This is a genomic window from Pseudomonas sp. KBW05 (assembly GCF_003852405.1).
Lineage (GTDB): Bacteria > Pseudomonadota > Gammaproteobacteria > Pseudomonadales > Pseudomonadaceae > Aquipseudomonas.
Genome location: NZ_QAJM01000014.1, coordinates 243134 through 265821, shown reverse-complemented (window position 1 = coordinate 265821; position 22688 = coordinate 243134). Strand labels below are relative to the sequence as shown.

16 protein-coding genes and 1 other RNA gene are annotated in these 22688 nt (G+C 61.9%); 13 read left to right on the top strand and 4 right to left on the bottom strand.

Features of this window, described 5'->3' with window-relative positions; genetic code table 11:
• Positions 1–81: 81 nt before the first annotated feature.
• Both xdhB and xdhA read right to left on the bottom strand, forming a co-directional pair.
• Positions 82–2481, bottom strand: coding sequence for a xanthine dehydrogenase molybdopterin binding subunit (gene xdhB, locus DBR46_RS13780; RefSeq protein ID WP_124526633.1), 2400 nt, complete (start codon positions 2479–2481; stop codon positions 82–84).
• Entirely contained in the window at positions 2474–3922 is a 1449-nt protein-coding gene (gene xdhA, locus DBR46_RS13775) for a xanthine dehydrogenase small subunit (RefSeq protein WP_124526632.1), read from the bottom strand. The genes xdhB and xdhA overlap by 8 nt, the downstream gene beginning before the upstream one ends.
• A 280-nt stretch (positions 3923–4202) precedes the next feature.
• On the opposite strand from xdhA, the gene DBR46_RS13770 reads away from it, so the two are divergent.
• From DBR46_RS13770 to DBR46_RS13730, 8 genes are all read left to right on the top strand, one after another.
• Positions 4203–4862 carry a GntR family transcriptional regulator gene (locus DBR46_RS13770; RefSeq protein ID WP_124526631.1) on the top strand — a complete coding sequence of 220 codons (660 nt, stop codon included), beginning with the start codon at positions 4203–4205 and terminating at the stop codon, positions 4860–4862.
• Between the two features lie 2 nt (positions 4863–4864).
• The gene (gene smc / locus DBR46_RS13765) at positions 4865–8353 is read left to right on the top strand and encodes a chromosome segregation protein SMC (RefSeq protein WP_124526630.1); all 3489 of its coding nucleotides are present in this window, start codon (positions 4865–4867) and stop codon (positions 8351–8353) included.
• Positions 8354–8612: 259 nt separating this feature from the next.
• Positions 8613–9476 carry a cell division protein ZipA gene (gene zipA / locus DBR46_RS13760; protein WP_017739590.1) on the top strand — a complete coding sequence of 288 codons (864 nt, stop codon included), beginning with the start codon at positions 8613–8615 and terminating at the stop codon, positions 9474–9476.
• Positions 9477–9563: 87 nt separating this feature from the next.
• Entirely contained in the window at positions 9564–11921 is a 2358-nt protein-coding gene (ligA, locus tag DBR46_RS13755; RefSeq protein ID WP_124526629.1) for an NAD-dependent DNA ligase LigA, read from the top strand.
• 120 nt (positions 11922–12041) lie between these two features.
• On the top strand, positions 12042–13208 hold the full coding sequence (locus DBR46_RS13750) for a putative zinc-binding metallopeptidase (protein WP_124526628.1): 1167 nt from the start codon (positions 12042–12044) through the stop codon (positions 13206–13208).
• A 238-nt stretch (positions 13209–13446) separates the two neighbouring features.
• Positions 13447–13543: signal recognition particle sRNA small type (ffs, locus tag DBR46_RS13740), an RNA gene on the top strand.
• 241 nt (positions 13544–13784) lie between these two features.
• A complete protein-coding gene (locus tag DBR46_RS13735) occupies positions 13785–14831 on the top strand; it encodes an N-acetylmuramidase family protein (RefSeq protein WP_124526626.1) in 1047 nt (348 codons plus the stop codon).
• A gap of 1 nt (position 14832) precedes the next feature.
• Positions 14833–15420, top strand: coding sequence for a hypothetical protein (locus DBR46_RS13730; protein ID WP_124526625.1), 588 nt, complete (start codon positions 14833–14835; stop codon positions 15418–15420).
• Between the two features lie 123 nt (positions 15421–15543).
• Here DBR46_RS13730 and DBR46_RS13725 read toward each other — a convergent pair whose 3' ends face one another.
• Entirely contained in the window at positions 15544–16407 is an 864-nt protein-coding gene (locus DBR46_RS13725) for a LysR family transcriptional regulator (protein WP_124526624.1), read from the bottom strand.
• Positions 16408–16509: 102 nt separating this feature from the next.
• On the opposite strand from DBR46_RS13725, the gene DBR46_RS13720 reads away from it, so the two are divergent.
• A complete protein-coding gene (locus DBR46_RS13720; protein WP_124526623.1) occupies positions 16510–17409 on the top strand; it encodes a DMT family transporter in 900 nt (299 codons plus the stop codon).
• On the opposite strand, the gene DBR46_RS13715 is transcribed toward DBR46_RS13720, so the two are convergent.
• On the bottom strand, positions 17360–18118 hold the full coding sequence (locus DBR46_RS13715) for an ABC transporter substrate-binding protein (protein ID WP_124526622.1): 759 nt from the start codon (positions 18116–18118) through the stop codon (positions 17360–17362). The genes DBR46_RS13720 and DBR46_RS13715 overlap by 50 nt on opposite strands.
• A gap of 133 nt (positions 18119–18251) precedes the next feature.
• Here DBR46_RS13715 and dnaX point away from each other — a divergent pair, with 133 nt between their 5' ends.
• From dnaX to recR, 4 genes are all read left to right on the top strand, one after another.
• Complete coding sequence (gene dnaX / locus DBR46_RS13710) at positions 18252–20294, top strand: DNA polymerase III subunit gamma/tau (RefSeq protein WP_124526621.1); 2043 nt, start codon at positions 18252–18254, stop codon at positions 20292–20294.
• Positions 20295–20337: 43 nt separating this feature from the next.
• On the top strand, positions 20338–20676 hold the full coding sequence (locus tag DBR46_RS13705) for a YbaB/EbfC family nucleoid-associated protein (RefSeq protein ID WP_003175481.1): 339 nt from the start codon (positions 20338–20340) through the stop codon (positions 20674–20676).
• A gap of 184 nt (positions 20677–20860) precedes the next feature.
• Entirely contained in the window at positions 20861–21895 is a 1035-nt protein-coding gene (locus DBR46_RS13700; protein ID WP_124526620.1) for an NADP-dependent oxidoreductase, read from the top strand.
• A gap of 66 nt (positions 21896–21961) precedes the next feature.
• Positions 21962–22564, top strand: a complete 603-nt coding sequence (recR, locus tag DBR46_RS13695) for a recombination mediator RecR (RefSeq protein ID WP_083357364.1) — start codon at positions 21962–21964, stop codon at positions 22562–22564.
• Positions 22565–22688 lie beyond the last annotated feature (124 nt).

Below are 22688 nucleotides of genomic sequence, written 5' to 3'. Positions count from 1 at the left end.
AGGCAAGCCAGCTCCCACATTTGCCGGTGTTCACAGCTCAAAATGTGGGAGCTGGCTTGCCTGCGATGGCAGCACCTCGGTCTAAAGCGAAGCCATCTCGGTATCAGCCTCAACCACTTTCGGCACAGTCAACTGCCGCATCTGCTCACACCCCCACAACACCCGCTCCGGCGTCGCCGGCGCATCGATCTTAGGCTGATGCCGATAGTCACCCAAACTCGCCACCGCATCCTTGATCGCACACCACGAGGCAATCCCCAGCATAAATGGCGGCTCACCCACGGCCTTGGAATGGAACACCGTGTCTTCCGGGTTCTTGCGGTTTTCCACCAGCTTCACCCGCAGGTCCAGCGGCATGTCCGCCACTGCCGGGATCTTGTAGCTGGCCGGGCCGTTGGTCATCAGCTTGCCTTTGTTGTTCCACACCAGCTCTTCCATGGTCAGCCAGCCCATGCCCTGGATAAACCCGCCTTCCACCTGGCCGATGTCGATGGCTGGGTTCAGCGAGTCGCCCACGTCGTGGAGGATGTCGGTACGCAGCATCTTGTATTCGCCGGTCAGCGTATCGACGATCACTTCGCAGCACGCCGCGCCGAAGGCGAAGTAGTAGAACGGCCGACCGCGCGACTGGCTGCGGTCGTAGAAGATTTTCGGGGTCTTGTAGAAGCCCGTGCTCGACAGCGACACCTGGGCGAAATACGCCTGCTGGATCAGCGCCTCGAACGTGAGGATCTGCTCACGCACGCGCACATGGCCGTTGTGGAATTGCACATCCGCTTCGCTCACGTCGTACTTGCGCGCGGCGAATTCCACCAGGCGCTGCTTGATGATTTCGGCGGCGTTCTGCGCGGCCTTGCCGTTCAGGTCGGCGCCGCTGGAGGCGGCGGTTGGCGAGGTGTTGGGCACCTTGTCGGTGTTGGTGGCGGTGATCTGTACGCGGTCGATTTCCACCTGGAACACTTCGGCCACCACCTGCGCGACCTTGGTGTTCAAGCCTTGGCCCATCTCGGTGCCGCCGTGGTTCAGGTGGATGCTGCCGTCGGTGTAGATGTGGATCAGCGCACCGGCCTGGTTGAGGAAACTGGCGGTAAACGAAATGCCGAATTTCACCGGGGTCAGCGCCAGGCCTTTTTTCAGGATCGGGCTGTGGGCGTTGTACAGGCGGATCGCTTCGCGGCGCTCGGCGTATTGGCTGCTGGCCTCAAGTTCGGCGGTCATCTCTTCGAGCAGGTTGTGCTCGACGGTCTGGTAGTAGTGGGTGACGTTGCGCTCGGTCTTGCCGTAGTAATTGACCTTGCGCACCGCCAGCGGGTCGAGGGCCAAGTGACGGGCGATGGCGTCCATCACTTCTTCGATGGCGACCATGCCTTGCGGACCGCCGAAACCGCGATAGGCCGTGTTGGACGCGGTATTGGTCTTGCAGCGATGGCCGTTGACCGTGGCATCGCCCAGGTAATACGAGTTGTCGGAGTGGAACATCGCGCGGTCGACGATCGAGTTGGACAAGTCCGGCGAGCAGCCGCAGTTGCCGGCCAGGTCCAGGTTGATCCCGTGCAGGCGGCCGCTGTCGTCAAAGCCCACGTCGTATTCGATGTAGAAGGGGTGGCGCTTGCCAGTCATCAGCATGTCTTCGACGCGTGGCAGACGCATCTTGGTCGGCTGGCCGGTGAGGCGCGCCACCACCGCACACAGGCACGCGGGGCTGGCGGCCTGGGTTTCCTTGCCGCCGAAACCACCGCCCATGCGGCGCATGTCGACGACGATTTTATTCATCGACACGTCCAGCACTTCGGCCACCAGTTTCTGCACTTCGGTGGGGTTTTGCGTGGAGCAGTAGACGATCATGCCGCCGTCTTCGGTGGGCATCACCGAGGAGATCTGGGTCTCCAGGTAGAAGTGTTCCTGGCCGCCGATGTGCAGGGTGCCCTGGATGCGGTTTTTCGCCGACGCCAGTGCGCTGGCCGAATCGCCGCGTTGGTGGGTATGGCTGTCGAGCACGAAGTGTTTCTTGCGGAAGGCCTCGACCACGTCCAGCACCGGTTCCAGGTCTTCGTATTCGATCACGGCTGCCATTGCAGCTTTGCGTGCGGTTTCCAGGTCACGCGCGGCGACGGCGAGGACGACCTGGCCGACGAACTGCACCGTGTCGATGGCCAGCAACGGGTCGCCGGGCATCAGCGGGCCAATGTCTTTCAGGCCGGGTACGTCTTCGTGGGTGATCGCTATGCGCACACCTTCAAACGCGTAGCACGGCGCGGTGTCGATGCTGATGATGCGGGCGTGGGCGCGGTCGGACATGCGCGCATACAGGTGCAGTTGGTTAGGGAATTCCAGGCGGTCATCGATGTACTGCGCTTCACCGCTGACGTGCTTGGCGGCGCTGTCATGCTTGACGCTGCGGCCGACACCGGAGGTGAGGTCCTGGGCGAACAACTCGGCGAGTTCGGCCTGGGTTTTAACGACGGCGTGATGGTTAGACATAAGCGGTCACCCGAGTCTCGATGTGCGGCGTTTGCAGTTCGATGAAGTATTTGCGCAGCAAATTCTGCGCACTGAGCAGGCGGTATTCCTTGCTGGCGCGGAAGTCCGACAGCGGGGTGAAATCCTCGGCCAGGGCGGCGCAGGCTTTCTCCACGGTGGCGCTGTTCCAGGTAGCACCGACCAGCACGGCTTCGCAGCTTTTCGCGCGTTTCGGCGTGGCGGCCATGCCGCCGAACGCCACGCGGGCTTCGCGGATCACACCGTTATCGATCTTCAGGTTGAACGCGGCGCAGACGGCGGAAATATCATCGTCCAGGCGCTTGGAAAGCTTGTAGGCGCGAAACAGTGCGTGGCCCTTCGGCACGATGATCTTCTCGATGAATTCGCTGTCCTGGCGCGCGGTGACGCGGTAGTCGATGAAGTAATCTTCGAGCGCCAGGGTGCGCCGGGTGTTGCCCTTGCACAGCACGATCTGCGCACCGAGGGCGATCAGCAGGGGCGGCGAGTCACCAATCGGCGAGGCGTTGCCGATATTGCCGCCGAGGGTGCCCTGGTTGCGGATCTGCAAGGAGGCGAAGCGGTGCAGCAGCTCGCCGAAGTCCGGGTATTCGTGGTGCAGTGCGGTGTAGCAATCGGAGAGGGCAGTGGCGGCGCCGATTTCCAGGCGGTCGGTGAAGTCGTCGATGCGCTTCATCTCTTCGATATTGCCGACATAGATCATCACCGGCAGCGTGCGGTGGAACTGGGTGACTTCCAGTGCCAGGTCAGTGCCGCCGGCCAGCAGGCGTGCCTGCGGATACGAGTCGTAGAGATCGGCCAGGTCGGCCACGGTCAGCGGCACCAGGCAGCGTTTGTCACCGCTGTTGAGTTCGCCGGTCTGCGTCGGCGCGATGGCTTTGAGGCGCGCGATGGTCTCGGCTTGGCGGCTGTCGAACTGATCCTGCGGCTTGTTGCAGCAAGCCTGTTCGGCGGCGGCGAGGATCGGCCGATAACCGGTGCAGCGGCACAGGTTGCCGGCCAGGGCTTCGTGGGCTTTTTGGCTGTCGGGGGCGTCGCTGTTCTTTTGCAGGGCGAACAACGACATGACGAAACCTGGGGTGCAAAAGCCGCATTGCGAGCCGTGGCACTCGACCATCGCCTGTTGCACGCTGTGCAGTTGGCCCTGGTGCTTGAGGTCTTCGACGCTGATCAATTGTTTGCCGTGCAGGGACGAGACAAAGGTCAGGCACGAGTTGAGGCTGCGGTAACGAATCTGCTCCGCGCCTTGCGCATCGGTGTGCAGCTCGCCGACCACCACGGTGCACGCACCGCAGTCGCCACTGGCGCAGCCTTCCTTGGTACCGGATTTGCCCAGGTGCTCGCGCAAGTAGTTGAGCACGGTGAGATTGGGGTCCAGGGCATGCTCGCTACGGAGTTCCTGGTTAAGTAAAAACTGGATCACGGAAGGCCTCGCAGACTCATTATTGTTGTTAACCGCTTTGCGCCGAATCTAGTCATCTCTGACTTTTCGGTCAATGGTTTTCTGACCGGAAGGTCAAGAAATTGCGATCACAACACTTTCAATTATGGTCCAGTCTTCTGGAACCGGCGTTTTCAGGGGCTTTTGAGTTTTCAGCTGTGCTTATTCCGTGCCAAATTCGCCACGGTGGGCGTAGCGCCATCAGCGGGCCAATGCGCTACACTGCCGCGCTTGTATCGATAGAAGATTTTGAAGGTAAAACATGACGTTCAAGGCGCCGGACAGTCTCGCCGAGCAAATCGCTCACCACCTCGCCGAACGCATCATTCGCGGCGAACTCAAGCCTGGGGAGCGGATCCAGGAGCAAAAGGTCACGCTGGCACTCAATGTCAGCCGTGGTTCCGTGCGCGAAGCCTTGCTGATCCTCGAACGCCGCCACCTGATCGCGATCCTGCCGCGCCGTGGCGCCCACGTCACCGAACTCACCGCGCACAAGGTGCAGAGCCTGTGCACGCTGATGGGCGAGTTGTACATCCTGCTCGGCAATGCGGTCGCCCAAGGCTGGCAGACCCAGGCCGACATGGCGCCGTTCGTGCAGATCCAGCAGCGCCTGGTGACTAATTTCGAGCGCCAGGACATCCGTGCCTTCGTCGAAGAAAGCTTCAACGTGATGCGCGCCGCGTACCCGTTCGCCAACAACCCGTACTTGCAGGAAACCGTCGAAAACCTGCAACCGGCGATGAACCGCGCCTATTACCTGGCCCTGGATCAGCGCAAGGCGTCCATGAGCGAATACCTGGTGTTGTTCGAGCAATTGCTCGCCGCCGTCCTCGCCCGTGACCTGCCACAGATTCGCCAGGTGCTGTCGGCCTACGGCGAACGTAGCTGCTCGCTGGTCATCGCTGCGTTGGCGGACGCCTAAACGTGCGGCTCAAGTGCATCAAACTGGCGGGGTTCAAATCCTTCGTCGACCCGACCACGGTGAACTTCCCCAGTAATATGGCGGCGGTGGTCGGGCCCAATGGTTGCGGCAAGTCGAACATCATCGACGCCGTCCGTTGGGTGATGGGCGAGAGCTCGGCAAAAAACCTGCGCGGCGAGTCGATGACCGACGTCATCTTCAACGGCTCCACCAGCCGTAAACCGGTGAGCCAGGCCAGCATCGAACTGGTATTCGACAACTCCGACGGCACCTTGATTGGCGAGTACGCGGCCTACGCGGAAATTTCCATTCGCCGCAAAGTGACCCGCGACAGCCAGAACAGTTACTTCCTCAACGGCACCAAGTGTCGCCGTCGGGACATCACCGATATTTTCCTCGGCACCGGCCTGGGCCCACGCAGCTACTCGATCATCGAGCAGGGCATGATCTCCAAGCTGATCGAAGCCAAGCCCGAAGATCTGCGCAACTTTATCGAGGAAGCGGCCGGCATCTCCAAGTACAAGGAGCGCCGCCGCGAGACTGAAAATCGCATCCGCCGCACCCACGAAAACCTCGCCCGCCTCACCGACCTGCGCGAAGAGCTGGAGCGCCAGTTGGAGCGCCTGCACCGCCAGGCCCAGGCGGCCGAGAAGTATCAGGAATACAAGGGCGAAGAGCGCCAGCTCAAGGCACAACTGTCGGCCCTGCGCTGGCAGGCGCTGAACGAGCAGGTCGGCCAGCGCGAGGCGATCATCGGCAACCAGGAAATCAGCTTTGAAGCGCTGGTGGCCGAACAGCGCAATGCCGACGCCAGCATCGAACGCCTGCGTGATGGGCACCATGATCTGTCCGAGCGCTTCAATCTGGTGCAGGGCCGCTTCTATTCCGTGGGCGGCGATATCGCCCGCGTCGAGCAAAGTATCCAACACGGCCAGCAGCGTCTGCGCCAGTTGCAGGACGATCTCAAGGAAGCCGAACGCGCGCGCCTGGAGACCGAATCTCACCTGGGCCACGACCGCACGTTGCTGCTGACCCTCGGCGAAGAGCTGGACATGCTCACCCCCGAGCAGGAAGTCACCAGCGCTGCCGCCGAAGAGGCCGCCGCCGCCCTGGAAGAATCCGAAAGCACCATGCACGGCTGGCAGGAGCAGTGGGACACGTTCAACCTGCAATCCGCCGAGCCGCGCCGCCAGGCCGAGGTGCAGCAGTCGCGCATCCAGCAACTGGAAACCAGCATGGAGCGTCTGGCCGAGCGCCAGCGCCGCTTGCAGGAAGAGCGCGTGCTGCTCGCCGCCGACCCGGAAGACGCGGCGATCATGGAGCTGAGCGAGCAACTGGCCGAAAGCGAAATGACCCTTGAGGAGCTGGAAGCCAGCGAAGAACAACAAGTGGAGCGCCTGGAGCAATTGCGTCAGCAACTGCAACAGGCGACCCAGGCGCAGCAGCAGGCCCAGGGCGATTTGCAGCGGCTTAACGGTCGGCTGGCGTCCCTTGAGGCGTTGCAACAAGCGGCGTTGGACCCCGGCACCGGCACCGCTGAATGGCTGCGCGACCAGCACCTGGCCGAGCGCCCGCGCCTGGCCGAAGGTTTGAAAGTGGAAGCCGGTTGGGAGCTGGCGGTGGAAACCGTGCTGGGCGCCGACCTGCAAGCCGTGCTGGTGGATGACTTTGGCGGCTTCGACCTGGCCGGTTTTGCCCAGGGCGACCTGCGTTTGCTCAGCCCTGCTGCCGATGGCAAACGGGTGCCGGGCAGTTTGCTGGACAAGGTCGAGGCGGCGATTGATCTGTCGCCGTGGCTGGGCCAGGTCAAGCCGGTTGAGTCACTTGAGCAAGCGTTGGCCCAGCGCGGCCAACTGGCGGCCGGCGAAAGCCTGATCAGCCGCGACGGCTACTGGGTCGGCCGGCACTTCCTGCGGGTGCGCCGCGCCAGCGAAGCGGAAAGCGGCGTATTGGCCCGTGGCCAGGAAATCGTCAACCTGATCGCCGAACGCGAAGAACGCGAAGCCACCCTCGAAAGCCTGGAAACCCAACTGCAAACCTTGCGCGCCACCCAGCGCCAGCAAGAAACCGGTCGCGAACACCTGCGCCGCCTGTTGCAGGACGAAGCGCGCCAGCAAGGTGAACTCAAGGCCCAGCTCTCCGCGAGCAAGGCCAAGGCCGAACAGTTGACCCTGCGCCGCACCCGCCTCGACGAAGAAGTCGCCGAGATGGGCGAGCAGCGCGCCCTGGAACATGAACAGATCGGCGAAGCGCGCCTGCAGTTGCAGGAAGCCCTCGACAGCATGGCCCTCGACACCGAGCAGCGCGAACTGTTGCTGGCCCAGCGCGACAGCCTGCGCGAACGCCTCGACCGCGTGCGCCAGGAAGCCCGTCAGCACAAGGACCACGCACATCAATTGGCGGTGCGCCTGGGCTCGCTCAAGGCCCAGCACGCGTCCACCGCCCAGGCCCTTGAACGCCTGGAGATGCAGTCCGAACGCCTCACCGAAAAGCGCGAGCAACTGAGCCTCAACCTGGAAGAGGGCGAGGCGCCGCTGGAAGAGTTGCGTCTCAAGCTCGAAGAGTTGCTCGACAAGCGCATGACCGTCGACGAAGAACTCAAGACCGCGCAAATCGCCCTGGAAGACGCCGACCGCGAACTGCGCGACGCCGAGAAACGCCGGACCCAGGCCGAGCAGCAATCCCAGTTGATCCGCGGCCAGCTCGAACAACAGCGCATGGAATGGCAAGCCCTGACCGTGCGCCGCAAGACCCTGCAAGACCAGTTGCTGGAAGACGGCTACGACTTGCATGGCGTGCTCAACACGTTGACCACCCAGGCCAACGAAAAAGACGCCGAAGAAGAACTGGAGCGGATTGCCGCGCGCATTCAACGCCTTGGCGCGATCAACCTCGCGGCCATCGACGAATACCAGCAACAATCCGAGCGTAAACGTTATCTGGACGCGCAGGACGCCGACCTGGTCGAAGCCCTGGATACTTTGGAAAACGTGATCCGCAAGATCGACAAGGAAACCCGCAACCGCTTCAAAGATACCTTTGATCAGATTAATAGCGGTTTACAGGCGTTATTCCCGAAAGTTTTCGGCGGTGGCAGCGCTTACTTGGAACTGACGGGCGAAGATCTACTCGATACAGGGGTAACGATCATGGCGCGGCCTCCGGGCAAGAAGAACAGCACCATCCATTTGTTGTCCGGCGGCGAAAAAGCCCTGACCGCATTGGCTCTGGTATTTGCCATCTTCAAGTTGAACCCGGCGCCGTTCTGCATGCTCGATGAAGTTGACGCGCCGCTGGATGACGCTAACGTTGGACGCTATGCACGACTGGTCAAAGAGATGTCCCAGACCGTGCAGTTCATCTATATCACCCACAACAAGATCGCCATGGAAATGGCTGATCAGTTGATGGGCGTGACGATGCATGAACCGGGTTGTTCGCGTCTGGTGGCGGTGGATGTGGAAGAAGCAATGGCGATGGTGGAATCCTGACCCAGGCTTCGAAAGAGAATTTTCAGCAGGATGTAAGGTGTTTTACCGGTCTGGCAAAGATGGCCTAACGACATAATTGTTCAAGGCATTTTGACAGACGGTGTAAAGTTATCTTTGGTCGTGCTAGTTTAATGTCAATTTTTCGTGTGCGTGGGCAAAACGTCAGTCAGAACATAGAGTTGGCGCCACGTTTTAAAGCGGTTTGCACGGTGCTAAACCCCTTATTTTTCAGCATTTTTTATTAGAGGCACGGGATTACATGGAAATCGGTCTGCGCGAGTGGCTGATCGTCATCGGCATTATTGTCATTGCCGGTATTCTTTTTGATGGCTGGCGCCGGATGCGCGGTGGCAAGGGCAAGCTTAAATTTCGTCTGGACCGCAACCTGTCCAACCTGCCAGACGATGACGGCGCCGCCGAGCTGCTGGGGCCGCCCCGTGTGCTGGATACCCATAAAGAACCGCAACTGGACGAGCATGACCTGCCGTCGATGAGCGCGCCGTTGCGTGAGGCTCGCGAGCCGTCGTCCAAGCGTGGCAAGCGTGCGAGTGCCGCCGTGGCCGAGCCGCATCAGGGCGACCTGAACCTCGACGTCGATGACGGCCCGAGCTTCAGCAGCCGCGACGATGATTTCCCGGATGAAAACGTCGGCAAGCCCGCGCCGCGCCAATCGGTCAACGACCAGCCGGCCGCTGAAGAAGTGCTGGTGATCAGCGTGATCTGCCGCGACGCCGCCGGCTTCAAAGGCCCGGCGCTGTTGCAGAACATCCTCGAAAGCGGCCTGCGTTTTGGCGAGATGGATATCTTCCACCGTCACGAAAGCATGGCCGGCAACGGCGAAGTGCTGTTCTCCATGGCCAACGCGGTCAAGCCGGGCACGTTTGACCTGGACGACATCGACCTGTTCAGCACCCCGGCGGTGAGCTTCTTCCTCGGCCTGCCAGGCCCACGTCACCCGAAACAAGCGTTCGACGTGATGGTGGCCGCAGCACGCAAGCTGTCCCAGGAACTGAATGGCGAGCTGAAGGACGACCAACGCAGCGTCCTCACCGCGCAGACAATCGAACATTACCGTCAGCGCATCGTCGAGTTCGAGCGTCGCGCCCTGACACAGAAACGCTGAGGCCTGAGCTTAAGCGTTGTCTGTAGAATCCGTGCACTAACATATTGAGCAGCTTCGGCTGCTCTTTTGCTTTATGAGAGAACACCCATGACCGCCGCCCACACCCGCATTCTCGAACTGCGCGCTGAACTGGATCAGCACAACTACCGTTACCACGTCCTCGACGAGCCGAGCATCCCGGACGCCGAGTACGACCGGTTGTTCCACGAGCTCAAGGCCCTGGAGGCCGAGCACCCGGAGCTGGTCACGCGGGATTCGCCGACACAGCGGGTCGGTAGTGCGGCGTTGTCGGCGTTCACCCAGGTCAAGCATGAAGTGCCAATGCTCAGCCTCGGCAACGCGTTTGATGAAACCACCATGCTGGAGTTTGATCGCCGGGTCACCGAAGGCCTCGACTTGCCGGCCGCTGATCTGTTCGGCGGTGGTGCGGTGGTGGAATACAGCTGCGAACCCAAGCTGGACGGCCTGGCGGTCAGCCTGCTGTATCAGGACGGCGAACTGGTGCGCGGTGCCACCCGTGGCGATGGCACCACCGGCGAAGACATCAGCGTCAATGTGCGCACCGTGCGCAATATCCCGCTGAAACTGCACGGCAACGGCTGGCCGGCGACCCTCGAAGTGCGCGGCGAAGTGTTCATGTCCAAGGCCGGTTTCGAGCGGCTCAACGCCTCGCAGCTGGAAGTCGGCGGCAAGACCTTCGCCAACCCGCGCAACGCCGCCGCCGGCAGCCTGCGCCAGCTGGATTCGAAGATCACCGCCAGCCGTCCGCTGGAGTTCTGCTGCTATGGCGTGACCACTGACATCAGCGACACCCATATCGGCAACCTGCAACAGCTGCAGCAGTGGGGCATGCCCATCAGCCACGAGCTGAAGCTGGCCAAGGGCATTCAGGATTGCCTGGACTACTACCGCGACATCGGCGAGCGCCGCAACAGCCTGCCGTACGAGATCGACGGCGTGGTGTTCAAGGTCAACAGCATTGCCTACCAGCGCGAGCTGGGCTTCCGCGCCCGCGAGCCGCGCTGGGCCATCGCGCATAAATTCCCGGCCCTGGAAGAACTGACCGAACTACTCGACGTGGAATTCCAGGTCGGCCGCACGGGCGCCGTCACCCCGGTGGCGCGCTTGAAGCCGGTCAAGGTCGCGGGCGTCACCGTGTCCAATGCCACCTTGCACAACATGGATGAAGTGGCGCGCCTGGGCGTGATGATCGGCGACACCGTGATCATCCGCCGCGCCGGGGACGTGATCCCGCAAGTTGTTTCGGTTGTTTTGGAGCGCCGTCCGGAAGACGCCCGCGCAGTACCGATTCCTGAAAGCTGCCCGGTGTGCGGTTCCCATGTGGAACGCACCCAGCTGGTCAAGCGCAGCAAGGGCAAGGAAACCGTCAGCGAAGGCGCGGTGTACCGCTGCGTCGGGCGCCTGGCGTGTGGCGCGCAGCTCAAGCAGGCGATCATCCATTTCGTCTCGCGCCGCGCCATGGACATCGATGGCCTGGGCGACAAGACCATCGAGCAACTGGTGGACGAAAAGCTCATCGGCTCGCCGGCGGATCTCTACAAGCTCAAGTACGAGCAGATCATCGACCTGGAAGGCTTTGCCGACATCTCCAGCAAGAAGCTGATCGCGGCCATCGAAAACAGCAAGACGCCGACCCTGGCGCGCTTTATCTATGCGCTGGGCATCCCCGACGTGGGCGAGGAGACGGCCAAGGTGCTGGCGCGTTCCCTGGCGTCCCTGGAGCGCGTGCAGAAGGCTTTGCCGGAAGTGCTGACGTACTTGCCGGACGTGGGCCTGGAAGTGGCGCACGAGATTCACAGCTTCTTTGAGGACAGCCATAACCAGGAAGTGATTGGCGCGTTGCTGGCGCCGGACGAGTGCGGCCTGCAATTGCAGGAGCAGGGCGACCTGAGTGCCGAGTTCGCCGCCAGCACCACCTTGGGCGGCTTGCTCGACAAGTTGCATGTGCCGAGCGTTGGCCCGGGTGCGGCGCAGAAACTCGCGGACAAGTTCGGTAGCCTCGAAGGCGTGATCAAGGCTGACTGGCTGGACATGCGCCAGGCGCTGCCGGAAAAGCAGGCCAAGGCCGTGCGTGAGTTTTTCGACAACCCTGACAACGCCAACCGCGCCCTGGCCATCGAGCAGCAGCTCAAAGACTTCGGCATGCATTGGGAGAGCGAGAAGAAGGTCGTCGAAGGCTTGCCCGAAGCAGGGCATACCTGGGTACTCACCGGCTCCCTGGAGCTGATGAGCCGCGACGTGGCCAAGGACAAGCTCGAAAGCCTCGGCGCCAAGGTGGCGGGCTCCGTCTCGGCGAAAACCCATTGCGTGGTGGCCGGCCCGGGCGCCGGTTCAAAACTGGCCAAGGCCAGCGAGCTGGGGCTCAAGGTTCTCGACGAAGAAGCCTTCGTCGCCTTCCTGGCCAAGCACAACATCACCGTCTGATCGCGCCCTGAGGCGAGGGAGCTTGCTCCCGCTGGGCCGCGCAGCGGCCCCCTTGTAGGAAAACGGAACGATCTCAACCCGCAAATGATCTAGTCTCAGTCATCCAGGGGAGAGATCGCCATGTTCCGCTACTTCGAGCAGCTCAGTTCACGCATCGCCGCCCCCTTCGTGGCCGGGCCGTCCCGCGACGGCAAGGTGTGGCAATGCCGCTGCGGCCAATCCCTGTTTTTTCGCAACAGCCAATGCCTGGCCTGCCAGGCCCTGCTGGGCTACCAACCGCAACAAAGCCGGCTTGCCTCCCTGCAACCCGGCCCCGTGGAAGGCACCTGGCTGCAAGACGGTAATCTGGACGCCGGCGCCTTCCGCCGCTGCGCCAACCTCGACACCCCGGCCGCCTGCAACTGGCTGATCCCCGCCCATAGCACCGCGCCACTGTGCGTGGCGTGCAGCCTCAATCGCACCATTCCCGACCTGTCTGTCGCGGAAAACCCCGAACGCTGGCGCAAAGTGGAGATCGCCAAGCGCCGCCTGGTGGCCCAGCTCATCAGCCTCGGCTTGCAAGTGGTGCCCAAGAGCGTCGACGAAGACACCGGCCTGGCCTTCGACTTTGTCGGTATCGACCTGGAAGGCAACGCGCCCATGACCGGCCATGCCAACGGCCTGATCACCCTCGACATCAAGGAAGCCGACGACGCCCATCGTGAGAAAGTTCGCGTACAGATGCGTGAGCCTTACCGCACCTTGCTCGGGCATTTTCGCCATGAAGTGGGTCATTACTACTGGGATCGCCTGATCGCCAATACCCACTGGCTTGAACCGTTTCGCCGCCTGTTCGGCGACGAACGCGCCAGCTACGCCGATGCCCTCGACCAGCACTACCAGAACGGCCCGCGTCCCGACTGGCAACAGACCTGCGTCAGCGCCTACGCCACCATGCACCCCTGGGAAGACTGGGCCGAAACCTGGGCCCATTACCTGCATATGATGGATGCCGTCGACACCGCGCTGGGCTTTGGCATGAGCGCCCGCGAGATGGACCTGGATTACCAGCCGTTCCCCCTCAGCACCCTTTACGACCCTGAACATCCGGGTGGCGTGGCGTTCCTGTCGTTCGTCAACGCCTGGATCGAACTGGCCGGCATGCTCAACGAGCTGTCACGCAGCATGGGCCAGCCGGATTTCTATCCCTTTGTGCTGCCACCGGCGGTGATTGCCAAGTTGCACTTTATCCATCTGGTGATCCAGGAGGAGGGCGGAAGGGCGGATGAGGTCCTACAGGCCCAGTGAAATGGCTTTTCTGTGGGAGCTGGCTTGCCTGCGATGCAGGCACCTCGGTGTATCAGTTGGGCCGAGGTGACGCTATCGCAGGCAAGCCAGCTCCCACAGGGGGCGATGTACTGGCTGAGGCCGTGGGCAAGTGCTTGAACAGCCAGATGTTTTTATTCCAGCACCAACGGTTGTAACTTCCGATGAGATCGGTACAATGGCCCCGCTTGCCGAGAGGCAGGCGTCGTTATGGTGACCCCATCGGTCCCCCCGCAACGATTACCCGTGAACCTGGTCAGAGCCGGAAGGCAGCAGCCACAGCGGGAACATTGTGTGCCGGGGTGTGGCTGGTGGGGTTGCCTCCATAACGCTCTTCCTTGCAGTACCTCTTCTGCGCCTAATCAAAAATATTATATCTAGCCACCTGCCAAACTTATTGCGCAGCGATGACGGCTGCCTCACAACTTTAAATTTCCCCCACTTTACAAGCCAAAACCACCTTGTTAGTTTGCGCCGGCCGCTTGTTTCAGAATGTGACAAGTGCACGGAATTGATATTGAAGTGCTATCACTTCTTTAACTAACAAGGATGTCTGTGATGAAAAGCCTGCAAGGGTTGCCCCGTCTTATCAGTGCGTCGGTGGGCGCTCCCGGTAAAGCCCGCAACTTGCCCGCCGATGTGCAGTGCATCCAGTATTTATTCAATCTGATCATTCCCAAGCTGGGTTTTCCGCTGGCCGAGAACGGCAAGTGCGACGGCCAATTGGTGCAATGCATCAGCCAGTACCAGTTCCGCCATCTCAAATATGCCCACCCTGATGGTGTTATCGATCCGACGGGGCGCACCTTTAACAGCCTGATCGAAGAAGCGGTGAAAGTGCCGGTGAAGGCGTTCCCGGCGATGCGTATCCCGAGCTTTCTCAATGTGTTCGGCAATAATCAGGGCGATGCGGTGCAGGCTACGGTCAATGTGTACCTGGACCGCATGCGCGCCATGGTCGAGGCCGAGCGGCGCAACCGCCAGTTGGTGCTCCAGGCCACGTGCGACGGGGGCATGACCCTGACTGAAACTGACTTCCAGAACGCCGCCAAGCAGTTGGGCAACGGCATCTCGGTAAATATCATCAAGGCCTTCGCCACGGTTGAGTCGGGCGGGCGCTCGGGGTTCGGGCCGGCGAAGTTGCCGGTGATCGCCTTTGAAGGGCACCTGTTTCGCAAGTACACCAAGCACATTTACGACCAGGCGCATCCGCTGCTGTCATATCCCTATGTGCGAAAAGCCGGGCCGCAGTGGCAGGTCAACAACAAGGATCAGGTCAAGGCCTGGGAGACCATGGCCACCGCCTTTGCGTTGGATCAGGAAGCGGCGTTGATGTCGGCGTCCTGGGGCATGTTTCAGGTCATGGGTTTCAACTTTGCGGCGTGCGGTTACAAGACGGTGTTTGAGTTTGTCGCGGCATTAAAGATAAATGCCGGCAGCCAACTAAGGGCGTTCCTGAGTTTTTGCAGTCAGAGCCCGACACTGATGAAGGCTATGAAAGACAAGGATTACGTGTCCATGGCGCGTAACTATAACGGCAAGGATTACGGTAACTATGACGTGCTTATCGAAAAAGCCTACAACGCACTTGAAGGGAAAAAATAAGATGATCCGTTTTCTGACGATGGGTGTGTTGTCGTTGTGCGCCGTGGCCCCGGCATTTGCGGGGGCGCCTGCGCTGCATTCGGGGATGTATGAAGGGCTGATGCTGGCGGTGACGCCCGAGCACCGGGTGGAAGGTTTTTACGCGGAGGAACTGGGGGAGGGCGTCAGCAGATGCGCGTTCTACCTACAAGGCAACGGGAACGTACTGACCACCTGGCTCGTCGATGCCTACCCTGGCAACGTGACACCGTCCGCCGACGGCGTGACCTTGACCGTGGAGCAGGGCCGCCAACATCCCGGCTGCATGAATGTGTTGATGCCAGAGATTGCCACGGGGTTGGACCTGACCCAGACCGCGAATAAACAGTGGATTGGCCTGGTGACGGTGGCCTCCGACAAGGTTTACCTGCTGAAAACCCCGGGGGCCAAGGCGGCCAAACGTCCGTATATCATCAAGGATGATGTGGTGGGCGTGCTGGCCTTCAAGGATGGCTGGGCGCAGGTTGAGTTCATCAATGCGCAGAATCGTTCGTTTATTGGCTGGATCAGCCAGGATCAGTACGCGCGCCTGACTCCTTCGAAAAGCTGATTTCAACAACAACACACATACCCATGTGGGAGCGGGCTTGCTCGCGAATGCGTAGTGTCAGTCAATGAATCTGGTACTGATACACCGCATTCGCGAGCAAGCCCGCTCCCACAGGGGGATGTGTCAGCCAAAGGTTTCTCGAAGTAATCCCGCAAACGCATCCCTGGCCACGTGCCGTTGGGTGTCCGTGTTCCAGAACAGCAGGTTATCCACCGCCTGCAACTCCTCAAACCGATACGACGCCAGCTGATTGGCCTGCTCATACCGCGCCAAAATGCCCTCCGGCGCCAAGGCCACGCCAATCCCTGCGCTCACGCAACCGATGATCGTGCCCCAACTGGCATAACTGGCAATGCTTGGCTTGAAAGCCTGGGGCTTGACCCAGTTCTCCAGCGCCGCGCGATAGGGGCAGCCCGGTGGCCACACCAGCAACGTGCGCCCGGCCAGGTCTTCGGCGCTGTGGATCGGCGCGCTGGACGCGCTGGCGATCAGTACCAGGCGCTCGCTGTAGACCACGCTGTGTTCGAGCTTGGCGCGCTTGCCGCCGCTGGCCACCAATGCCACGTCCAGGCGATGGTGTTGCAGGTCGTCGAGCAGTTGGCTCCAGGCGCCGGTCACCAACTCCAGGCTGACGTCCGGGTAACGCCGGTGATACTCCGCCAGCAGCGGCGGCAAACGCCCGCTGGCGCTGGACTCCACCGCGCCGATACGCAAGGTGCCGCGGGGTATGGCGTTGGCGTCCACGGCGCGTTTGGATTCGTCCACCAGTGCGAGGATGCGTTCGCAGTACTCCAGGAAGATCTCGCCGGCGGCACTGATCGCCAGCCCGCGCCCGGCACGGATAAACAGCGGTGTGCCCAACTCGTTTTCCAGTTGCTTGATGCGCGTGGTGATGTTGGACGGCACGCAGTGCAATTGCACGGCGGCCTGGGCCACGCTGCCGGTTTGCGCCACGGCTCGCACCATCTTCAGTTGGGCCAGTTCCATTGCTCAGTTCCAGTGATTGCAGAAGTCAGAAACGGTTAATTGTCCTACGGATTACCGGGGCCAAGACTGACGGCATTCCTTCTCTGTTTCTGGATGCCTTCGATGAATTCCCCGTCACCCGTCAAGCTTACGCTAGTGGTTGCCAGCGTCATCCTCTGTTGGGCCTATTCGCCAATTGGCGTGCACATGGGGCTGCACAGCTACAGCCCCGGGCAATTGGCCTTGCTGCGGTTTCTGATTGCGTCGCTGTTCATGGGCGGCGTGGCGTTGGCGATGGGCATCGGCCGGCCGCGCCTGCGGGATCTGCCGTGGTTGCTGGTGCTGGGTTTTTTCGGTGTGTTCCTGCACCACACCAGCCTCAACTATGGGCAGCAATTCGTCACGGCGGCGGCGTCCAGCGTGTTGGCGCAGTCGGCGCCGCTGTTTAGCGTGTTGATCGCGTTTTTCGCTTTGAAGGAGCGGGTCAGCGGCTGGCGCTGGGGGTGTGTGCTGCTCGGCTTGCTGGGTGTGCTGGTGGTGATGTGGTGCGATCAGGGGGTAGGTGACATCGATCCGCGTGGCTCGTTGATCCTGCTGGCGGCGCTGTCGTGGAGTGTGTATTTCGCCATCCAGAAGCACTATGCCCAGCGCTACAGCCCGCTGACGATGGCGTGCTACATGGTGTGGGCGGGCACCTTGATGCTGTGCATCAACCTGCCAGGCCTGCCCGCCGCCGTGGCGCAGGCGCCTTTGGCGGAGAACCTGGCAGTGCTGGTGCTGGGGATTTTTCCCAGTGCCTTGGCATACTTGGCGTGGGCCTATGTGTTGAAGCATGTCGAGGTCAGCCGCGCGTCGGTGGCGATGTACCTGATTCCGCCGGTGGCCATGCTGATGGCCGCAACGCTGCTTGGCGAGCAGATTGCCGCGCAAGTGGTGCTGGGTGGGGGGATCGTGCTGGCCAGCGTGGCGGCGATCAGTCTGGAGGGGCGCCGGCTGCGCGCTCCCCGGTGTACAGCTGGATGATGTCGTCGATCTCGCCGGACATTTTCATCCGCAACAAGGTGCGCAGGATGCGTTGCACCGGCACATTCGGGTCATTGCGCACGGTGCAGCCCAGGCTTTGCTCCTCGATTATCGCGACTTTGTGCAAGCGCCGGCCAGGCGCCAGGCGTTGGTTGAAGCGGTCGAGTATCCATTCATTGGTGACCGCGTACTTGAAGCGACCGGCCACCAGTTTGTGCAGCACCTGCTCTTCACTGCGGGCGTCGTCACGGATGAGCTGGCCGCTGGCGAACAAGGGGTCGAGGGTGGTGTAGCGGTAGTTGAGCACCGTGCCGATCAACTGCGGTGCCAGCGTGTCCAGTTGCACGGTCTGTGCGGGCACGTGGGTGCTGACCAGCAGGTTGCGCTGCACAAACAGCGGCACGCTCCAGGTGTAGTCGCCGGACATGTCATCGACCCACGCCTGGGCGACATAACAGCGCACATCAATCTCGCCATGCTCCATGGCGGCGGCAATGCGTGCCCGGGCCAGCACGTGGAAGTGCGCCGGGTGCCCGACCTGGGTGGCGAGGCTGGACATCAGATCATACAAAATACCCTGGGTAGGCCGGCCGTCCTCCAGTTGCACCATGGGCATCGCCCAACTGTCGGAAACCGAGAAACGCAGCGGTGCAGGCGCCGCCAGGCTAGCCGTGGCAATCATCCATAAAGCGCCCAGGACTACGCGCATATGCTCTCCGGGTTCAGGCCTTTTCGGGGCCAATGCGATGAGCTTAGTCAGATTAGGCGAGCGTGCCGGATGCAATTTCCCCCTTGCTCCGCTAGCATTACCGGCTTCCGCTTCCCAGTTGCGACGGTTTTCGATGAGTTATCAGGTTCTTGCACGTAAATGGCGTCCGCGCTCGTTCCGCGAAATGGTCGGCCAGACCCATGTGCTCAAGGCTCTGATCAATGCCTTGGACAGCCAGCGGCTGCACCATGCCTACCTGTTCACCGGCACACGCGGGGTGGGCAAGACCACCATCGCGCGCATCATCGCCAAATGCCTGAATTGTGAAACCGGTATCACTTCGACGCCCTGCGGCACCTGTTCGGTGTGCCGGGAAATCGACGAAGGGCGCTTTGTCGACCTGATCGAGATCGACGCCGCGAGCCGCACCAAGGTCGAAGATACCCGCGAGCTGCTCGACAACGTGCAGTACGCGCCCAGCCGCGGCCGCTTCAAGGTCTACCTGATCGACGAAGTGCACATGCTGTCCAGCCACTCCTTCAACGCCTTGTTGAAAACCCTGGAAGAGCCGCCGCCCTACGTCAAATTCATCCTGGCCACCACCGACCCGCAGAAACTTCCTGCAACGATTCTGTCGCGGTGCCTGCAGTTCTCCCTGAAGAACATGACCCCCGAGCGGGTGGTCGAGCACTTGACCCACGTGCTGGGTGTCGAGAACGTGCCATTCGAAGACGACGCGCTGTGGCTGCTCGGCCGCGCCGCCGATGGTTCGATGCGTGACGCCATGAGCCTTACCGACCAGGCCATTGCCTTTGGTGAAGGCAAGGTCATGGCCGCCGATGTGCGCGCCATGCTCGGCACCCTCGACCATGGCCAGGTGTTCGACGTGCTGCACGCGCTGATCGAAGGCGACGCCAAGGCGTTGCTCGAAGCCGTGCGCCACCTGTCGGAGCAGGGCCCGGACTGGAACGGCGTGCTCTCGGAAATCCTCAACGTGCTGCACCGCGTCGCCATCGCCCAGGCCTTGCCTGAAGGCGTCGATAACGGCCACGGTGACCGTGATCGCGTGCTGGCCCTGGCCCAGGCGCTGCCGGCCGAAGATGTGCAGTTCTACTACCAGATGGGCCTGATCGGTCGTCGCGACCTGCCCCTGGCGCCGGATCCGCGCGGTGGTTTCGAAATGGTCCTGCTGCGGATGCTGGCGTTCCGGCCCGCTGACTCGGCAGATGCGCCGAGACAGCCGCTAAAGCCAGTGGGGATCAGCCAGGCCACAGTTGATTCCGCCAAACCAGTGGCTGGCGCGGCGGTTGTCGCGCCAGTGGTTGCTGCACCGGCGCCGGCTCCCGAGCCGGTGGTGGTTGCGCCCGTGGTCGCGCCGGAACCTGTGGTCGAGCCCGAGCCGGTCGTTGACCTGCCGTGGAACGACCCGGTGGCAGCCGAGGCCGAGCCCGAAGCTGAGCAACAGCCCGCCGTGGAGCCTGTGCTGGAAACCACCGGCGAGCAACCCGAGCTGACGCCAATGCCCACGCCGACCCCGGACAGCGCGGTGCCCGACGCCCCTGAGTGGGTGTCTGCACCCGTGCCCGAGCCGACCGTCGCCCAGGTTGAAGCGGCCGTGCCGGGTATCGACGACGACGAACCGCCGCTGGACGAAGACTACATCGAGCCGGACATGGATTCGGCCTACAGCTACCTGGACGACCTGGCCAGCGAGCACACTGCCGAGCCGGCCCCCGAACCCGAGGCGGAACCCGCTGCGGCGCCGGCCACCGGCCTGGCCCTGCAATGGCTGGAGCTGTTCCCGAAACTGCCGATTTCCGGCATGACCGGTAGCATCGCTGCCAACTGCACACTGATCGCCATTGACGGCGACCATTGGCTGCTGCACCTGGACCCGGCCCACAGCGCCCTGTTCAACGCCACCCAGCAACGTCGCCTGAATGACGCACTGAACCAGTACCATGAGCGCACGCTGACCATCGCCATCGAGTTGATCAAGCCTGAGCAGGAAACCCCGGCCCAGGCCGCGACCCGCCGGCGCATCAACCGCCAGCGCGAAGCCGAGGACTCGATCCACGCTGATCCGCTCATCCAGCAAATGATGCAACAGTTCGGTGCGGTCGTCCGTCACGATACTATTGAACCTGTCGAAGCCCCGGTGCCCCAGGCGTCCTGATACCGGGCTACTCACTTGATCCACGTACTTTGAGGTAATTCCCATGATGAAAGGTGGCATGGCCGGCCTGATGAAGCAGGCGCAGCAGATGCAGGAAAAAATGGCCAAGATGCAGGAAGAACTGGCCAACGCCGAAGTCACCGGTAAAGCCGGTGGCGATATGGTCAGCGTGGTGATGACCGGTCGTCACGACATCAAGCGCGTCAGCATCGACCCAAGCGTATTGCCAGGTGTTGGCGAAGACGACCTGGAAATGCTCGAAGCGTTGTTCGCCGCGGCCGTCAACGACGCCGTGCGCAAGATCGAAGCCAACAGCCAGGAAAAAATGGGCGGCGTGACCGCTGGCATGCAACTGCCGCCAGGCATGAAGCTGCCGTTCTAATCGGCGAGCTTTAGCTAGACTCAAATGCCAGGCCACGTGCCTGGCATTTTTTTTACGCGCGCCCCCTGTGGGAGCTGGCTTGCCTGCGATGCATTCACCTCGGTGCTGTTGATAAAACATCGAACCCCAACCGCTCTACCATGGTCTGCACCCTATACCGATGGATTCGCGAAAGGAGCCCCAGATGCCTCAACAACCGACTTTGAACCAGCGCATTGTCCTGGTCTCACGCCCACAGGGCGCACCCACCCCGGAAAACTTCCGCCTGGAGCGTGTGAATCTTCCGGAGTTGGCAGACGGCCAAGTCCTGCTAAAGACCTTGTACCTGTCCCTCGACCCCTACATGCGCGGACGCATGAGTGACGCGCCGTCCTACGCTGCTCCGGTGGAAATCGACGAGGTGATGACCGGTGGTGCTGTCAGCCGTATCGAGCAGTCGCGTAATCCGAAATTCGCGGAAGGTGATCTAGTTGTGGGCGCCACCGGCTGGCAAAGCCACAGCATCTCCGACGGACGCAACCTGATCCCGGTGCCCAAGGGCCTCGCCAGCCCCTCCATGGCCTTGGGCGTGCTCGGCATGCCGGGCATGACCGCCTACATGGGCCTGATGGACATCGGCCAGCCCAAGGCCGGCGAAACCCTGGTGGTGGCGGCGGCGTCCGGTGCGGTGGGCTCGGTGGTGGGGCAAGTGGCCAAGCTCAAGGGCTTGCGTGTGGTGGGTATCGCCGGCGGTGCGGACAAGTGCCGCTATGTGGTGGACGAGTTGGGCTTTGATGCCTGTATCGATCACAAGAGCGCGGACTTCGCCGATGAACTGGCCCAGGCCTGCTTCAAGGGCGTGGACATCTATTTCGAAAACGTCGGCGGCAAGGTGTTCGACGCGGTGGTGCCGTTGCTCAATCCCAAGGCGCGCATCCCGTTGTGCGGGTTGATCGCCGGCTACAACGCCCATCAGCCGCCGAGCGGTCCTGACCGGCTGCCCGCATTGCAACGCACGTTGCTGACCAAGCGCGTGCGCATCCAGGGTTTTATCGTGTTCGACGACTACGGCGACCGCCAACCCGAGTTCATCAGCGCCATGGTGCCGTGGGTGCGCGAGGGCAAGGTGAAATTCCGCGAAGACGTGGTGGACGGCCTGGAGCAGGCGCCCGAAGCCTTTATCGGTTTGCTCGAAGGGCGCAACTTCGGCAAGTTGGTGGTGCGCGTCGCGCAGGATTGAGCATTTGACGCTAATCCGGGGCGCGGGTATAAACCGCGTCTCGTTGTTTTGTCGGACCCTTCGCCCATGAGCTTCAGCCCCCTGATTCGCCAACTGATCGACGCCCTGCGCACCTTGCCCGGCGTCGGCCAGAAAACCGCCCAGCGCATGGCGCTGCAACTGCTGGAGCGTGACCGCAGTGGCGGCACCCGGTTGGCCCAGGCCCTGAGCCAGGCCATGACTGGCGTGGGCCACTGCCGCCAGTGCCGCACCCTTACCGAAGAAGACCTCTGCCCGCAATGCGCCGACCCGCGCCGCGACGACACGTTGCTGTGCGTGGTGGAAGGGCCGATGGATGTGTACGCGGTGGAGCAGACCGGTTATCGCGGGCGCTACTTTGTGCTCAAGGGCCACCTCTCGCCGCTCGACGGCCTGGGGCCGGAGGCGATTGGCATTCCGCAACTGGTGGCGCGAATTGAAGAGCAGGGCACCTTTACCGAGGTGATCCTGGCCACCAACCCGACGGTGGAAGGCGAAGCGACGGCGCATTACATCGCGCAACTGCTGACCAACAAAGGCCTGATCACTTCGCGTATCGCCCATGGCGTGCCGTTGGGGGGCGAGTTGGAGCTGGTGGACGGCGGCACGTTGGCGCACTCCTTTGCCGGTCGCAAGCCAATCGCGCTCTAACCAATACTGCAAAACTAACGGTGGGTGAGGGCTTGTGTGGGAGCGGGCTTGCTCGCGAATACAGTGTGTCAGTCACCAGATTTATTGACTGACCCACCGCATTCGCGAGCAAGCCCGCTCCCAC

Bases quoted from the DNA above. Each gene is read 5' to 3' on its own strand.
- DBR46_RS13770 (WP_124526631.1), top strand. From the start codon at position 4,203: ATGACGTTCAAGGCGCCGGACAGTCTCGCCGAGCAAATCGCTCACCAC.
- DBR46_RS13735 (WP_124526626.1), top strand. From the start codon at position 13,785: ATGAAAAGCCTGCAAGGGTTGCCCCGTCTTATCAGTGCGTCGGTGGGC.
- ligA (WP_124526629.1), top strand. From the start codon at position 9,564: ATGACCGCCGCCCACACCCGCATTCTCGAACTGCGCGCTGAACTGGAT.
- DBR46_RS13715 (WP_124526622.1), bottom strand. From the start codon at position 18,118: ATGCGCGTAGTCCTGGGCGCTTTATGGATGATTGCCACGGCTAGCCTG.
- DBR46_RS13720 (WP_124526623.1), top strand. From the start codon at position 16,510: ATGAATTCCCCGTCACCCGTCAAGCTTACGCTAGTGGTTGCCAGCGTC.
- zipA (WP_017739590.1), top strand. From the start codon at position 8,613: ATGGAAATCGGTCTGCGCGAGTGGCTGATCGTCATCGGCATTATTGTC.
- DBR46_RS13730 (WP_124526625.1), top strand. From the start codon at position 14,833: ATGATCCGTTTTCTGACGATGGGTGTGTTGTCGTTGTGCGCCGTGGCC.
- recR (WP_083357364.1), top strand. From the start codon at position 21,962: ATGAGCTTCAGCCCCCTGATTCGCCAACTGATCGACGCCCTGCGCACC.
- dnaX (WP_124526621.1), top strand. From the start codon at position 18,252: ATGAGTTATCAGGTTCTTGCACGTAAATGGCGTCCGCGCTCGTTCCGC.
- DBR46_RS13750 (WP_124526628.1), top strand. From the start codon at position 12,042: ATGTTCCGCTACTTCGAGCAGCTCAGTTCACGCATCGCCGCCCCCTTC.
- DBR46_RS13725 (WP_124526624.1), bottom strand. From the start codon at position 16,407: ATGGAACTGGCCCAACTGAAGATGGTGCGAGCCGTGGCGCAAACCGGC.
- DBR46_RS13705 (WP_003175481.1), top strand. From the start codon at position 20,338: ATGATGAAAGGTGGCATGGCCGGCCTGATGAAGCAGGCGCAGCAGATG.
- xdhB (WP_124526633.1), bottom strand. From the start codon at position 2,481: ATGTCTAACCATCACGCCGTCGTTAAAACCCAGGCCGAACTCGCCGAG.
- DBR46_RS13700 (WP_124526620.1), top strand. From the start codon at position 20,861: ATGCCTCAACAACCGACTTTGAACCAGCGCATTGTCCTGGTCTCACGC.